Source organism: Sinorhizobium saheli (genome assembly GCF_001651875.1).
GTDB lineage: Bacteria > Pseudomonadota > Alphaproteobacteria > Rhizobiales > Rhizobiaceae > Sinorhizobium > Sinorhizobium saheli.
Genome location: NZ_LNQB01000083.1, coordinates 377253 through 391818 on the forward strand (window position 1 = coordinate 377253; position 14566 = coordinate 391818).

Sequence of the window (14566 nt, forward strand, 5' to 3'; positions counted from 1 at the left end):
CAGATGCGCTTGCTCCTCGTCGAAGACAGTCCCCGCCTCATCGAGCTCGTGAGCGAGACCATGCATGAGGCGGGCTGGCGGCTTGACGCGGTGTCGACCCTTCGCGACGCCGAAGCCGCGATCGCCTCCCGGGAGCATGATCTCGTACTTCTCGATCTCGGGCTTCCCGATGGCGACGGACTCGGCCTGTTGAAGTGGCTCCGACAGGAGCATGCCGGCTTGCCGGTGCTGATCATCACGGCGCGCGGCTCGGTCGACGAACGGATCGAGGGACTCGATGCCGGCGCCGACGACTATCTCGTCAAGCCCTTCCATCATCGTGAGCTCCTGTCGCGGTGCCGGGCGATGCTGAGGCGCAATCCCCAGGCGATCCAGCCGGTGCTGGAGGCGGGTTCGCTGCGCTACGACCCGGCGACGGCGGATCTCACCTGCGGCGGCGAAGTCGTGCCGCTGCCGCCGCGCGAGCGTTCGTTGATGGAGATATTGATGCGCGAGGTCGGGCGCGTCGTCCCCAAGCGTCGGCTTGAGACGGCACTTTCGGAATACGGGCAGGAACTGAGCTCGAACGCGCTTGAGCTCGCCGTTTCACGGGTGCGCAAGAAGCTGCAATCGCTGAAGACCGGCGTGCAGATCGAGACCGTTCGCGGCATCGGCTACCTGTTGCGGACGAATTCATGACGCGCGCCAACCCGTCGCTCATCGGCATCGTGGCGCGGCGCATCATCGCCTTCTCACTCTTTGCGATGCTGCTGCAGATCGGCGTGGTCTTCGCCGATTACTGGTTCGACGACGACAAGCTCAGCGTGATGATGCTGCAGCAAGAAATGGGACAATTGTCGCGCGGGATCACGAAAAACGACGGGGTTCTGACCTACCGGCCGGACCACGAACTGCGCGAGCGGTATCTCGACCTCCACGGCGCCGAGGGTGCGATCTATGTCAGGGTCCGCACCGCCTCCGGCTCCGTGCTCTTCTCCAACTGCTCGACAGATTGCGCGGCCCATTTCCTGCCGCTCAGCGTCAACCTGCCGAATTTCTGGAAACGCCTGATCGCGCCCGGCAAGCCTTTCAGCGTCGCCGGCGGCCAGTCCTTCGAGCGCGACGGCGAGGCGGTGCTCGTGGAACTCGCGATCCTCAAGGATCCAAACGGGTTCATGTACAGCGCTCTTCTTCACGAGATGTTCGATTCGATGATCGTGCCGATGACGCTGATGTTCTGCCTCGTCATCGGGGCGACGATCTGGTCGATCCGCAAGGCACTGAAGCCCGTGGCAATGGCGGTGCGAGCCGCCGATGCGCTCGACCCGCGCGACCGGGACGCCCGCCTGCCTTCGGCCCGCATGCCGCAGGAAGTCGAGCGCCTCGTCGCCGCCGTCAACCGCCTGCTCATGCGCGTCGCCGACCTTATCCAGTCGCAGAAGGTCTTCGCCTCTTCGATCGCCCACGAAATCCGCACGCCGGTTTCGATTGCCAAGATGGAATTGAGCCGCATCGCCGACCCCCGGGCGCGCAATGCCGAGCGCGACCTCGACGCGCTGACGCATATCCTCGAGCAATTGACCGCGCTCGCTCGTGCCGACGCGGTCGATCCGGCCGCCTATCAACGCTCCAGCCTTTCGCTGATCGGGGCCGAGGTGACGCAGGCGACGGCGCCGTTCGTCTTCGACCATGAGAAGTCGATCGAATTCGTCGACCATGGCACGCCGCCGGTGACGGTGATTCCGGCTCTCGTCGAGAACATGCTGCGCAACCTGATCGAGAATGCGGTGAAGCACAATCTGCCCGGAACCCGCATCGTCGTGACCTGCGGGCCGGGCCCGCTGGTTGCGGTCGAGGACGACGGCAAGGGTCTCGTCGATCTGCCGGAGCACACCGAGGATCTCGGCTACGTCAAACACTCGGGCCAGATCGGACTGGGGCTCAGGATCGTCCACCGGATCGCCGAGCTTCACAAGGCGAAGATCGCACTCGATACGGCCCCCGGCAAGGGAACCAGGGTGGCGATCGACTTTGCCGCGGCGGCATAGAGGCAAGGCGCTGGTTTCCCGCTAATGCAGCGTCGGAGGCCGCAAAGGGGCTTCCGGTCGAAGATCTCGAAACGATTCGCGGCGACACGCTGCGTCGAACGCGGATGCTGAAGAGCACACGTGACCCTATGGCGCGGTGGCGGTCTCCAGACGCTATGTCGTCGCATAGAACCGCTCTCCCTTTCGCCGCCGGACAGAGCCTGCGCAGTTCGCCCATTCGATAGGCGCGATGCATATTTTTTAATCCGGCGCGTTTTCTTGGGTGTGCGTTTCGTGCCCACCGCGTGATCATGTGCTATTGCCGCGTGCAATTTCCGCCGCCCCCAGCTCTTCCGCCCCGACCCTCCTGCGAGCATCCATGACCAAAGCCACGGCCTTCTTCCGGCGCCTCCTCCCGTCGCTTGCGCCGATCAGCCATTGGGAACGCCTGCGCGCATCCTGCGGCGCGCTCGTCGGAGTGCTGTCGACCGGCTTCATCAGCACGGTGGCCGTCGGCGCCGACGCGAGCCTGCCGCTGCTCATCGCACCGATGGGCGCCTCGGCCGTGCTGCTCTTCGCCGCGCCGTCGAGCCCGCTTGCCCAGCCCTGGTCGATCATGGGCGGCAATATCGTTGCGGCGACCGTCGGCGTGACCTTCGCCTTGCTCATCCCCAATCCGGTGGTGGCGGCCGCCGTCGCCGTCGCCGTGGCGATCGGCATGATGCTGCTCCTCGGCTGCCTGCACCCGCCGAGCGGTGCCGTCGCCCTCACCGCCGTTCTCGGCGGTCCCGTCATCCGCGACGCCGGCTATGGCTTCGTACTCTCGCCCGTCGCCATCAATTCGCTGGTCATCGTCATCGCCGCGCTGGTCTTCAACAATCTCACCGGACGGCGCTATCCGCACCTGGCGCCGGCAGCAAACCCGCACCAAACGCAGGATCCGCTGCCGAGCCAGCGCCTCGGCGTCGTGCCCGAAGACCTGCAGGCCGTGCTGGCGCAATACGGCGAGGTCGTCAGCGTGAGCCCGGAGGAACTGGACGCGTTCATCCACCAGGCGCAGACGCGCGCCTTTACCCGGCGGTCGGGCGAGACCACCTGCGCGGAGATCATGTCGCGCGACGTCCTGACGGTCGCCCCGGATGCGCCGCTGCGCAAGGCCTGGAGGATGCTGCTCGAACACCGCATCAAGGCGCTGCCGGTGGTCACGGATGCCGACGGCCTGGTCGGCATCGTCACCCAGACGGATTTCATGAAGCATCTCGCCATGGCGCCCGACGGCCGGCTGCAGGTCGGCCTGCGGGAGCGCCTCGGCAATATCATCGGGCTTCGCGCCAAATCGCCCCGCCTCGTTTCCGACATCATGACGCGACGCGTGCAGTCCGCCTTGCCGGAAACGATGATCGCGAAGCTGGTGCCGCCCATGGCCGACATGGGGCTCCATCACATGCCCGTCGTCGACGCCGACAACCGTGTCATCGGGATCGTCACACAGTCGGACCTCATCGCAGCCCTCTTCCAGCGTCGCCTCGAGGCCGCGCGAAAGGTCGCCTGACCCGCTTCCTTGGGGAGGCCCGTCCATCGTTTGGTGAGACCAGCCCAAAGGAACGGCCGAACGCGCCAACCGCCTTCGGACGCCCGTTGTCTCTTGTCGAACGCATTTCATTCTTTCGATTGACTTATTCGATCGAATGGCGTAGTGTCGATTTATGGCAAGAAACAACGACAGATCCCCACAGCTTCGGCCCGACCGCGGTGACGCGACACGGGAGAAGCTTCTGAACACCGCCATCGACGTCTTCGGGCGCTATGGTTTCGACGGCGCGACAACCCGGAAGCTCGCCGATGCGGCGGGCGTCAACCTTCAGGCGATCCCCTATTATTTCGGCGGCAAGGAAGGGCTTTTCATTGCCGCGGCCGAACACCTCGCCTCGATCATCGGCGGCCATGTCGGCGACCTGCGCGCGGCGATCCTCACCCGTTTCGCGGAGCTCGACGCCGACGGCGCAAAGATGACCGCCGCGGAGGCGCGGCAGTATCTCACCCTGATCGTCCAACGGATGGTTGTCCTCTTCGTCAGCGAGGAATCCGAAAGCTGGGCGCGGTTCATCATTCGCGAGCAGATGGAGCCGACCGAGGCGTTCAGGCGCATCTACGGCCATATCATGCGACCGATGATCGAGATGGCGCGGCGGCTGATCGGCACGATCCTGGACGACGACCCGGCCTCGGAACACATAGGCCTGAGGACGCTCTCCTTCGTCGGAAGCATTCTGATCTTCCGTACGGCCCATGCCGCAGTCTACGCGCAGCTCGAATGGGAAACCGCGGGCCCGCGCGAAATCGAGATATTGCAGCGTCATGCCGCCGAACTCGTCGCCGTGCTCGGCGCGGAGAAGGACCGCCAATCATGAGGAAAATCGCGATCTTCGTCCTTCTCGTCGCCGCGGCGCTCGCCGGCGGCTGGTGGTTCGACGTGCCGGCGCGCCTCGGCTTCGCGCGTGAGGACCGGCGGGCCGTGCTCTACGGCAATGTCGATATCCGCCAGGTGTCGCTCGGCTTCCGCGTCAGCGGTCGCATTGCGGAACTCCGCGTCGACGAGGGCGATACCGTAAAGGCAGGCGACGTCATGGCACGGCTCGACGCCGAACCGTTCCAGCAGGCGCTCGATGCCGCCGCGGCGGAGGCGGAGGCACTGAAGGCGACGCTGGCAAAGCTCAAGGCCGGCGCCCGCGCCACCGAGATCGCCCAGGCGCGTGCCACGCACGAGGAGCGTCTTGCCGAACTCCGGAATGCCGACCTCGCCTACCAGCGTGCGAAGCAGTTGCGGCCGAACGGCACGATCTCGCAGGCCGAGCTCGACCAGACGAGCGCCAGCCGCGCCGCCGCCGTCGCCCGCGCCGCCGTCGCCCGCGAGGCCCTGGCGCTTCTCGAAGAGGGCAACCGCGTCGAGGACATAGCCGCGGCAGAGGCCCAGCTCAATGCCGCCACCGCCAAGGTCGCGAGCGCCAGGACCTCGCTCAAGGATACCGAGCTCCTTGCCCCGAGCGCCGGCGTCGTTCTCTCGCGCGTGCGGGAAACGGGCGCAATCGTCTCGCCATCCGATACGGTCTATGTGCTTTCGCTGACCGAACCCGTCTGGGTCCGCGCCTATGTCGCCGAGCCGGATCTCGGCCGCGTTCACCCGGGCATGAAGGTCAAGGTGACCTCCGACACCGCGCCCGCCCGTGCCTATGAGGGAACGGTCGGCTTCATCTCGCCGGTCGCGGAGTTCACGCCGAAATCGGTGGAGACGCCGGAACTCAGGACCGACCTCGTCTACAGGCTGCGCGTCGTGATCCGCGATCCGGGTCCGGATCTTCGCCAGGGCATGCCGGTCACCGTGCATCTGCCGCAGGCGGAGGAAAGCTGATGACCGCAAGCGCCAAAGCCGAGCCGGCTCCCTTTGTTCGGCTGACGGCCGTCACCAAGCGGTTCGGCACCGCGGCCCCTGCCCTCGACGCCATCGAAGGCGTCATCATGGGGGGCCGGATCACCGGCCTCGTCGGCCCGGACGGCGCCGGCAAGACGACGCTGATCCGGCTGATGACGGGCCTCATGCTCCCGGACCAAGGCAGCGTCCAGGTGCTCGACTACGACACGCGCCGGAATCCGGGCGCGATCCAGGCGGCGATCGGCTACATGCCGCAGCGCTTCGGCCTTTACGAGGACCTTTCGGTCCAGGAGAATCTCGACCTCTATGCCGACCTGCGCGGGCTGCCGAAGAGCGAGCGCCGCCGCACCTTCAGCGAGCTGCTCGAGTTCACCGATCTCGCCCGCTTCACGACGCGCCTTGCCGGCAAGCTCTCCGGCGGCATGAAGCAGAAGCTCGGGCTTGCCTGCGCACTTCTGCGCAAGCCCCGCCTGCTCCTCCTCGACGAGCCGGGGGTGGGCGTCGACCCGATTTCGCGGCGCGACCTCTGGAAAATGGTCGAGAACCTGACGGCGGAAGGCATCGGCGTCGTCTGGTCGACCGCCTATCTCGAGGAAGCCGAGGCCTGCGATCATGTCTTTCTGTTGAACCAGGGCAGGCTGCTCTTCTCCGGTCCGCCGCAGGAGATGACCGGCCGCGTCGAGGACCGCGTCTATCGGCTCTCCGGCATCGACGGGAGGCGTCGCGAAAGGCTCGCGCGCTTTCTCGACCATGAGGGGGTCGTCGACGGCGTCATCCAGGGCGAGGCGATCCGCCTGGTGATGAAGTCGGGGGCCGTGCCTCCGCCGCTCGGCAAGGGCGACGGCACGTCGTCCGCTCGCGCCGCCGTCACGCCGCCGCGCTTCGAGGACGCCTTTGTCGACATGCTCGGCGGGGGCCCGGGCGGCCGCTCGCGGCTTGCCGAAACGCAAAGGACTTTCGCCGGCGACGCCGGCCGGCCGGTCATCGAGGCGCGGGGACTGACGAAGCGCTTCGGCGATTTCACCGCCGCCGACGGCATCACCTTCGATATTCCGCGCGGCGAGATTTTTGGACTGCTCGGGCCCAACGGCGCCGGCAAGTCCACGACCTTCAAGATGCTGTGCGGGCTCCTGAAACCTACCGCCGGCGAAGGCCGGGTCGCCGGCTTCGACTTGCGGCGCGATGCGCCCGAGGCCCGCAACCGGCTCGGCTACATGGCGCAGAAATTCTCGCTCTACGGCGACCTGAGCGTCATTCAGAACCTGAATTTCTTTGCCGGCGTCTACGGGCTTTCCGGCGCGAAGAAGCGGGAACGGATCGTTCTCATGACGGAGATCTTCGATTTCCGCCCGATCCATGACATGTCCTCCAAGGACCTGCCGCTCGGCCTGAAGCAGCGCCTCGCGCTTGCCTGCGCGGTGCTGCACGAGCCGGAGGTGCTTTTCCTCGACGAGCCGACCTCCGGCGTCGACCCGATCACGCGGCGCGAGTTCTGGACCCATATCAACGGGCTCGTGGAAAAGGGCGTGACCGTTCTCGTCACCACCCACTTCATGGACGAGGCGGAATATTGCGACCGTATCTCGCTCATCTATCGCGGCCGGTCGATCGCGCTCGGCTCGCCGGACGAGATGAAGGCGCGTGTCGCAAGCAAGGACCTGCCCGATCCGACGATGGAGGACGCCTTCGTCGCACTCGTCGAGGGCTCGGAGGCGAGGGAGGCAGCATGAACGTCATGCGCAAGATCGACCTCGAGGCGGAGCGGGCCGGCCGGGCACGGCGCTTCGCCGCCCTGGTCCGCAAGGAAAGCTATCAGATCGTGCGCGATCCGAGCAGCATCCTGATCGCCTTCATCCTGCCGATGATCCTTCTCTTCCTCTTCGGCTATGGCGTTTCGCTCGACACGACGCGGACACGCGTCGCCCTCGTCGTCGAGGAGGCGACGCCGCTGACGCGCGATCTTGCCGCGAGCTTCGAGGCCTCGCGCTACTTTTTTGTCGTCAGCGGCCGTGACCGGCGCGAATTCGAGGACGATCTCGCTCTCGGCCGCGTCCGCGGCATCCTGGTCATCCCCGCAGGCTTTGCCGCCGACCATGCGGCGGGGCGTCATCCGTCCGTGCAGGTGATCGTCGACGGCTCCGATCCGAACACCGCCAATTTCGTGCAGAACTATGCGCAAGGCGCAGTTGCCAATTGGGAGCGTCAGCGCGCCAACGAGGGGCGGAGCCCGCAACCGGCGATCGCCGCCGAACAGCGCTTCTGGTTCAACCCTGAGCTGACGAGCCGCAACTTCCTCGTTCCGGGCTCGATCGCCATCGTCATGACGCTTGTCGGGACGCTGCTCACCTCGCTTGTCGTGGCGCGCGAATGGGAGCGCGGCACGATGGAGGCGATGATGGCGACGCCGGTTTCGGCCGCCGAGCTCCTGGCCGGCAAACTGCTCCCCTATTTCGTCCTCGGCCTGACCTCGATGACGCTTTGCGTCTTGCTCGCCGTCTTCCTCTTCGGCGTGCCTTTCCGCGGCTCGGTCGCGGCGCTCTACGCGCTTTCGGCAACGTTCCTGATGCCGGCCCTCGGGCAGGGCCTGCTGATCTCCGCCGCCACCAAGAACCAGTTCCTCGCCTCGCAGCTCGCGCTGATCTCGGCCTTCCTGCCGGCCTTCCTCCTGTCTGGCTTCCTTTTCGAGATCAATTCGATGCCGACCGTCATCCAGTGGCTCACCTATTTCGTCCCGGCACGCTACCTGATCCCCAGCCTGCAGATGGTGTTCCTCGCCGGCGACATCTGGCCGATGTTCGCCAGGGCGATCGCGGTGATGTTCCTGATCGGCTGCGTCTTCTTCGCGCTTGCGGCGCGCAGCACCAGAAAGAGGATCGGCTGAGCATGTGGTGGACGCGACTGAAAGCGCTGATCGTCAAGGAGCTGCTGGCGGTGCTGCGCGATCCGAAGGCGCGGCTGATCCTGGTCGGTCCGCCGATCGTCCAGCTTCTCGTCTTCTCCTATGCGGCAACGCTCGAGGTGAAGAACGTCGATCTGATGGTGCTCGATCGCGACAATGGTCACTGGAGCCAGGAGCTCATCCAGCGGATCGGCGGATCGCCGACCTTCCGCAGCGTCACGCTGGCCGCCAGCCCGGCGGAAGTCCGTCTCGCCATCGACACCCAGAGCGTGCTCGCGGCACTGGAAATCGGTCCAACCTTCTCCCGCGATATCGAAGCGGGGCAGCCGGCCGAGGTGCAGGTGATCCTCGACGGGCGGCGCTCCAATGCCTCGCAGATCGTTTCCGGCTATCTCGGCCGCATCGTCGGCACGCTCGCCGCCGAAACGCCCGCCGGCAAGCGCACGGGCTCCGAGGCGATCCGGATCGAGCCGCGCAACTGGTTCAACCCCAATCTCACCTATCAGTGGTTCATGGTGCCGAACCTCGTCGCGAGCATCGCGCTCCTGATCGGGCTCATCGTCACCGCCCTCTCCGTCGCCCGCGAGCGGGAGCTCGGCACCTTCGACCAGTTGATCGTCTCGCCCTTGCGCACGCACGAGATCCTGCTCGGCAAGCTCATCCCGCCGATGATGATCGGGCTCTTCCACATCAGCATCTATATCCTTGCGGCGGTCTTCATCTTCGGAGTGCCGCTGCGCGGCTCGCTCCTGCTCCTCTACGGCAGCGCGGTGTTCTATCTCGCCGCGGTCGTCGGCGTCGGCCTCTTCATCTCCGCGCTATCCATGACGCAGCAGCAGGCGATCCTCGGCGCCTTCCTCTTCATGGTGCCGGCAATGCTGCTCTCCGGCTTCGCGACACCGATCGAGAACATGCCGGCATGGCTGCAGCCGGTGACGCTCATCAATCCGCTGCGCTACTTCCTGGTGATCGTAAAGGGAGTATTCCTCAAGGATATCCCGCTCGCCGAGGTAATCCGCCAGACCGTGCCGCTCTGCCTGATCGCCATCGTCACGCTCTCCGCCGCCGCCTGGCTCTTCCGCCGCCGGCTGGAGTGAAGTTCACGCGCTCACGAACCGCTCGGCCGCAGCAATCTCGTTCTGGCGGATCTCGTGGCCGCCGGAATGCCACTCGAGGGCGACGGTCGCCTTCTGCGCCTTGAAGTAATCGGCGAGCGTCTGCGTCAGCGGTGCCGGACAGATCGGGTCGCGTTCGCCGGCGGTGATCAATATCCGGCGGCCCGCGAGCGCCGGATTGTCCCCCGGCCGGAAAGGGATCAGCGGGTGCATGAGCACAGCCCTGTCGAAGACCCCTTCCTCGATCAGCACGTTGGCAAGGATATTGGCGCCGTTCGAGTAACCGACGCCGATGATCTCCGAGGCTTCGTGCTCGCGGGCAAGGGTTTTCACGAAGTTAGTCATCTTCTGCGTGGCGCGGGAAAGGTCCGCCATGTCATAGACCCCCTCGCCGGTTCGCCGGAAGAAGCGGGCGGCCCCGCGCTCGGATACGTCACCGCGCGGCGAGACGACCGTCGCTTGCGGAAGCAACCCCGTGCCGAGATCGAAGAACTGCGTCTCGTCCCCGCCCGTGCCGTGGAGAACGAAGAGGATCGGACGGCCGGGCTCGCCGGCCTTCAACTTGTAAACATAACCATGATCGACCATGGAATTCTCCTTTATCATCAACTGGTCAGACGACGACTATCTCATTTGACTTTAAGACCTTTCGCCTCAGGAAGATGCCTCTACTACGGCCTAGTCCTCGAGTTTCTGCAAATGGCTTTCGAGGATCGGCCGCAGGTGCTTGTGCTGCTGCGGCAGCTTCAGCGCCGAGCCGAGATGGGCGACATCCTCGTCGCGGTCGAAGCCCGGTTCGTTGGTGGCGACCTCGAAGAGCACGCCACCGGGCGTGCGGAAGTAGATCGCCCAGAAGTAATCGCGATCGATGACCGGTGTCACATGGTAACCGGTGTCCATCAGCGCCCTGCGCACCTCGAGCTGCTTCTCGCGGTTGTCGACGGCGAAGGCGACATGGTGCACGGAGCCCGCGCCTTGCGCGGCACGGTTGACGTTCGGCAGCGTCTCGAGGTCGACGAGGCTCGCGCCATTGCCGTCCGGCACGATGAGCCGCGTGACGCCGTCCTTGCGGTCGAGCTCCTGGTAACCCATGAACTTGAGCAGTTCCGCCGTCGCGCCCTCGTCGCGCAGCCGCATGGCGACCGAGTGGAAACCGCGGATCGCGTGGTCCTCGGAAATGCCGCCCGCGGTCCAGGGCGTGCGCGGATCATTCCTGACCTCGACGAGCGCGAATCCGTCACCATCGGGGCCGGCAAAGTACAGCCGTTTCTCGCCGAAGGTCTCCTCTTCCTTGAGACCGGTCACGCCGAGCGCGTGAAGCCGATCGCGCCAGAAACCGAGCGAGCCTTCCTGAACGGAAAAGACCGTCGTGCCCACCTCGCCCGTCCCGGCACGCCCGCGCGGCATCTGCGGAAACGGAAAATAGGTCATCACCGTGCCCGGCGTGCCGATTTCGTCGCCATAGTAGAGATGGTAGACATCCGGCGAGTCGAAGTTCACGGTCTTCTTGACCCGGCGAAGGCCGAGCGTGTTGGTGAAGAAATGGTTGTTCATACGGGCGTCGTCCGCCATCGACGTTACGTGATGCAAGCCTTTGATCTGGTCGAGCATGGTTGGCTACCTCTCTGCCCCGCGTCGATGCGGGCGCTGCTGCCGATTAGATGCGCTCTCGACGCCGATTGCGAAAGGCCGCTGTGGACAACGCATTGTCAACGCCGCATTGACGACTTCTCTTCGCCGTTGAGCACGGCCGCTACGGCTTGCCACGGCTCGGGCCGCCTTTTACGATCTGAGCGCAAGCGCCGTCGGCGCCACGCGCAGACTTTCGGAAAGACGCGAGGGAGGAGGAGCCCGGGCATCCCGTGAAATACCGTTTCCTGCTCGTGCTCTCACTCCTGCCGATCGCCGCGACGATGGTCGCCGTGCAGGGAACGGCGCTCGCCACGCGCAGCTACATGCAGGAGGCATCGGCGCAGGCGAATACGGCGCTCAGGCTCGCCGTTTCCGCCCTCAGCGGCCATCTCAACCGCTATCAGGCCCTGCCGGCGCTGATCGCCGACCATGACGATGTCAAGGAACTGGTCACGCGTCCGCGCGACCGCCGGCTGCGCGCGGCCGTCAACGATTATCTCAAGGAGATCAACGGGCTCCTCAGATCCTCCGACATCTACGTCATCACGCCGGATGGCGACACGATCGCCGCCAGCAACTATGACGGCCCGGCAAGCTTCATCGGTGAGAACTTCAGCTACCGGCCCTATTTCCAGGATGCGCTGCGCGGGGAGCAGTCCCGCTTCTATGCGCTCGGCACGACCTCGCTGAAGCGCGGCTACTATTTCGGCTCGCCGGTCCGCGTCGGCGGCGAGATCCGCGGCGTCATCGTCTTCAAGGTCGACATCGAAACCATCGAGGCGTCCTGGCGGGGCGGCGAATACAGGATCTTCGTCTCCGATCCGGAAGGCATCATCTTCATGAGCGGAAACCCGGAATGGCTCTATGCCGGGATCCTGCCGCTGACGCCGGATCGCCTTGCCCGCACCGAAGCCTCGCGCCGTTATGCCAATGCCGTTCTCCACCCGCTGCCGGCGGCGCGAAGCGTGCTTTCCGGGCACCGGTTGATGACGATCAACACCGGCGGCGAACGCGAATACCTCGTCCTCTCGCACTACATGCCCGAAGCGGACTGGACCGTGAACGTGCTCACCGACACCGCCTCCGTCCGGACGCAGGCGCTGACCACCGTTGCAGCCGCGATGCTGTTCCTCTGCCTTGCCGGCCTTGCCGTCGCGATCATCGTCCAGCGGCGGACGCGGCTCCGCGAGCGCATCCTGATGCAGGAGCAGGCCCAGGAGGAACTCGAGCGCCGGGTCGAGGAACGCACCGCCGACCTCGCGCGCGTCAACGTCCGGATCGAGGCGGAGGTCGCCGAGCGGCGGCTTACCGAGCAGCAGTTGCGCCAGACCCAGGCGGACCTTATCCAGGCGGGCAAGCTCGCCGGACTGGGCCAGATGTCGGCGGCGCTTTCGCATGAATTCAACCAACCTTTGGCGGCGGCCAAAACCTATGCCGACAGCGCCGCCCTGCTGATCGAGCGCGGGCGCACCGCCGAGGCGAGCGACAATGTCCGGCGCATTTCCAGCCTCATCGACCGCATGGCGTCGATCAGCCGGCACCTGCGCAATTTCGCCCGCAAACCCAACGAGAAGCTCGGCGCCGTTCGCGTCGAGGAGGTGATGCGCGACACGGTGGAGATCGTCGCCGCGCGCCTGAAGGCGGCAGGCGCGACGCTGGACATCGATCTCGGGGCCGAGCCGCTCATCGTCCAGGCCGGTTCGGTCCGCCTGCAGCAGGTGCTCGTCAACGTCATCTCCAACGCCGCGGACGCCGTCGAGGGGCTCGACGATCGCCGCATCTCGGTCGAGGCGCGGCGCGAAGACGAAAGGGCCGTCCTGACGGTGCGCGATCACGGCCCCGGCGTCGCAGCCGCAATCGCCGAACGGATATTCGATCCGTTCTACACGACCAAGGGCGTCGGCAAGGGGCTCGGCCTCGGTCTTTCGATTTCCTACAACATCGTCAAGGACTTCGGCGGCAGCCTGGCGGTATCGAACCATCCCGAAGGAGGCGCCGTGTTCCGCATCGAACTGCTCATCACCGACCCGGCCGAACGAGAGGCCGCCGAATGAACGACAGCCGTGTCCTGCTCGTCGACGATGAAGAAGAACTGCGCCGCTCGAGCGCGCAGGCGCTGGAGCTTGCGGGCTTCCGCGTCGACACCTTCGCGAGTGCGGAACACGCGCTGGAACTGATCGGCTTCAGCTTCCCCGGCGTCGTCATCAGCGATATCCGCATGCCCGGCATGGACGGGATGACCTTCCTGCAGCGCATCCGCGAAATCGATGCTGAGGTGCCGGTGATCCTGGTGACCGGCCACGGCGACGTCCAGCTCGCGGTCCGGGCGATGCGCGAGGGCGCCTATGATTTCGTCGAGAAGCCCTTTACCGCACAGGCGCTCGCCGGGACCATCCGCCGCGCGCTCGACTGGCGCGGCCTCGTCCTCGAAAACCGCCGCCTGAGGGCCGTCGCGGGCAAGCGGGACGACATCGAACACCGCCTGCCGGGACGCAGCCAGGTGATGGTCGATCTGCGCTACCGGGTGCGGGCCATCGGCGCATCGGACGCCGACACGCTGATCATCGGCGATACGGGCGTGGGCAAGGAGGTGGTCGCCCGCGCGCTCCATGATCTGAGCAGCCGTGCCAGCGGCCCCTTCATCGCCATCAATTGCGCCGCGCTTCCGGAAAACCTGATCGAGAGCGAGCTCTTCGGCCACGAGCCCGGTGCCTTTCCGGGGGCGATGCGGCCACGCTACGGCAAGTTCGAGCATGGCCGCGGCGGCACGATCCTGCTCGACGAGATCGGCTCCATGCCCTTCGATCTGCAGGCGAAGTTCCTGCGCGTGCTGCAGGAGCGAGTAATCACCCGGCTCGGCTCCAACGAGACCGTGCCGCTCGACGTGCGCTTCATCGCCACCAGCAAGGTGGACCTGGAACGCGAGGTCGCGGCCGGCCGCTTCCGCGCCGACCTGCTCTACCGCCTCAATGTCGCGACGCTGCGCGTGCCGCCGCTTTCCCAGCGCCGCTCCGACATCCCTCTCCTCTTCATGCAACTCGTGCGCGAATCCGCCGCGCGCTACGGCCGCGGCGAGATCGAGGTCTCGCCGTCGCTTGCCTCAGAAATGGCAGCCCGCGACTGGCCCGGAAATGTGCGCGAACTGCGCAACGCCGCCGAGCGGCTGGTGCTCGGCCTCGATGTAGAACGGGACGAGGTCTTGCCGCCGGCCGATACCCAGCGCCTCGCCGACAAGGTGGCCGCCTTCGAAAAAAGCGTCATCGCCAGCGCGCTCGCAGCCCATGGCGGAGCGCTGAAGCCCGTCTACGAAACGCTCGGCATTTCCCGCAAGACGCTCTACGAAAAGATGCAGAAGTTCGGGCTCGACAAGAGAGCACTGACGGACGAGCCGTGAGTGGCGGATCGTGGCAAGGCGGCCCAAGCCATCGGGTTTGGGATGACGAGGCGCCGCCGCGAGTGCCTTCTCCCCATTCACGATGGGGAG

At 65.9% G+C, this 14566-nt stretch carries 12 protein-coding genes; 10 read left to right on the forward strand and 2 right to left on the reverse strand.

Annotated elements, in window-relative coordinates; genetic code table 11:
• The first annotated feature begins 3 nt into the window (after positions 1-3).
• From ATB98_RS21490 to ATB98_RS21525, 8 genes are all read left to right on the forward strand, one after another.
• Positions 4-678 (forward strand): response regulator, encoded by a 675-nt coding sequence (locus ATB98_RS21490; RefSeq protein WP_066877209.1) that lies wholly within the window; start codon positions 4-6, stop codon positions 676-678.
• The gene (locus ATB98_RS21495; RefSeq protein ID WP_066877211.1) at positions 675-2027 is read left to right on the forward strand and encodes a sensor histidine kinase; all 1353 of its coding nucleotides are present in this window, start codon (positions 675-677) and stop codon (positions 2025-2027) included. The genes ATB98_RS21490 and ATB98_RS21495 overlap by 4 nt, the downstream gene beginning before the upstream one ends.
• A 358-nt stretch (positions 2028-2385) precedes the next feature.
• Positions 2386-3558 carry an HPP family protein gene (locus ATB98_RS21500; RefSeq protein ID WP_066877215.1) on the forward strand — a complete coding sequence of 391 codons (1173 nt, stop codon included), beginning with the start codon at positions 2386-2388 and terminating at the stop codon, positions 3556-3558.
• 154 nt (positions 3559-3712) lie between these two features.
• Positions 3713-4417: a CerR family C-terminal domain-containing protein gene (locus ATB98_RS21505; RefSeq protein WP_066877217.1), complete on the forward strand. Its 705-nt coding sequence runs from the start codon at positions 3713-3715 to the stop codon at positions 4415-4417.
• Positions 4414-5415, forward strand: coding sequence for a secretion protein HlyD (gene hlyD / locus ATB98_RS21510; protein ID WP_066877219.1), 1002 nt, complete (start codon positions 4414-4416; stop codon positions 5413-5415). The genes ATB98_RS21505 and hlyD overlap by 4 nt, the downstream gene beginning before the upstream one ends.
• Positions 5415-7166 carry an ATP-binding cassette domain-containing protein gene (locus ATB98_RS21515; RefSeq protein ID WP_066877222.1) on the forward strand — a complete coding sequence of 584 codons (1752 nt, stop codon included), beginning with the start codon at positions 5415-5417 and terminating at the stop codon, positions 7164-7166. Before hlyD ends, ATB98_RS21515 begins: the two co-directional genes overlap by 1 nt.
• Positions 7167-7171: 5 nt before the next feature.
• Positions 7172-8317, forward strand: a complete 1146-nt coding sequence (locus ATB98_RS21520; protein ID WP_167354102.1) for an ABC transporter permease — start codon at positions 7172-7174, stop codon at positions 8315-8317.
• 2 nt (positions 8318-8319) lie between these two features.
• Complete coding sequence (locus tag ATB98_RS21525) at positions 8320-9432, forward strand: ABC transporter permease (RefSeq protein ID WP_066877226.1); 1113 nt, start codon at positions 8320-8322, stop codon at positions 9430-9432.
• A gap of 3 nt (positions 9433-9435) precedes the next feature.
• Here ATB98_RS21525 and ATB98_RS21530 read toward each other — a convergent pair whose 3' ends face one another.
• Entirely contained in the window at positions 9436-10038 is a 603-nt protein-coding gene (locus ATB98_RS21530) for an alpha/beta hydrolase (protein WP_066877228.1), read from the reverse strand.
• 90 nt (positions 10039-10128) lie between these two features.
• On the reverse strand, positions 10129-11061 hold the full coding sequence (locus ATB98_RS21535; RefSeq protein ID WP_066877230.1) for a VOC family protein: 933 nt from the start codon (positions 11059-11061) through the stop codon (positions 10129-10131).
• A gap of 251 nt (positions 11062-11312) precedes the next feature.
• Between ATB98_RS21535 and ATB98_RS21540 the strand changes: the two genes are divergently transcribed.
• Both ATB98_RS21540 and ATB98_RS21545 read left to right on the forward strand, forming a co-directional pair.
• The gene (locus tag ATB98_RS21540) at positions 11313-13136 is read left to right on the forward strand and encodes a sensor histidine kinase (RefSeq protein WP_066877232.1); all 1824 of its coding nucleotides are present in this window, start codon (positions 11313-11315) and stop codon (positions 13134-13136) included.
• Positions 13133-14476, forward strand: a complete 1344-nt coding sequence (locus ATB98_RS21545; RefSeq protein ID WP_066877234.1) for a sigma-54-dependent transcriptional regulator — start codon at positions 13133-13135, stop codon at positions 14474-14476. The genes ATB98_RS21540 and ATB98_RS21545 overlap by 4 nt, the downstream gene beginning before the upstream one ends.
• The last annotated feature ends 90 nt before the right edge of the window (positions 14477-14566 follow it).

Bases quoted from the DNA above. Each gene is read 5' to 3' on its own strand.
- hlyD (WP_066877219.1), top strand. From the start codon at position 4,414: ATGAGGAAAATCGCGATCTTCGTCCTTCTCGTCGCCGCGGCGCTCGCC.
- ATB98_RS21535 (WP_066877230.1), bottom strand. From the start codon at position 11,061: ATGCTCGACCAGATCAAAGGCTTGCATCACGTAACGTCGATGGCGGAC.
- ATB98_RS21520 (WP_167354102.1), top strand. From the start codon at position 7,172: ATGCGCAAGATCGACCTCGAGGCGGAGCGGGCCGGCCGGGCACGGCGC.
- ATB98_RS21545 (WP_066877234.1), top strand. From the start codon at position 13,133: ATGAACGACAGCCGTGTCCTGCTCGTCGACGATGAAGAAGAACTGCGC.
- ATB98_RS21525 (WP_066877226.1), top strand. From the start codon at position 8,320: ATGTGGTGGACGCGACTGAAAGCGCTGATCGTCAAGGAGCTGCTGGCG.
- ATB98_RS21505 (WP_066877217.1), top strand. From the start codon at position 3,713: ATGGCAAGAAACAACGACAGATCCCCACAGCTTCGGCCCGACCGCGGT.
- ATB98_RS21495 (WP_066877211.1), top strand. From the start codon at position 675: ATGACGCGCGCCAACCCGTCGCTCATCGGCATCGTGGCGCGGCGCATC.
- ATB98_RS21530 (WP_066877228.1), bottom strand. From the start codon at position 10,038: ATGGTCGATCATGGTTATGTTTACAAGTTGAAGGCCGGCGAGCCCGGC.
- ATB98_RS21515 (WP_066877222.1), top strand. From the start codon at position 5,415: ATGACCGCAAGCGCCAAAGCCGAGCCGGCTCCCTTTGTTCGGCTGACG.
- ATB98_RS21490 (WP_066877209.1), top strand. From the start codon at position 4: ATGCGCTTGCTCCTCGTCGAAGACAGTCCCCGCCTCATCGAGCTCGTG.
- ATB98_RS21500 (WP_066877215.1), top strand. From the start codon at position 2,386: ATGACCAAAGCCACGGCCTTCTTCCGGCGCCTCCTCCCGTCGCTTGCG.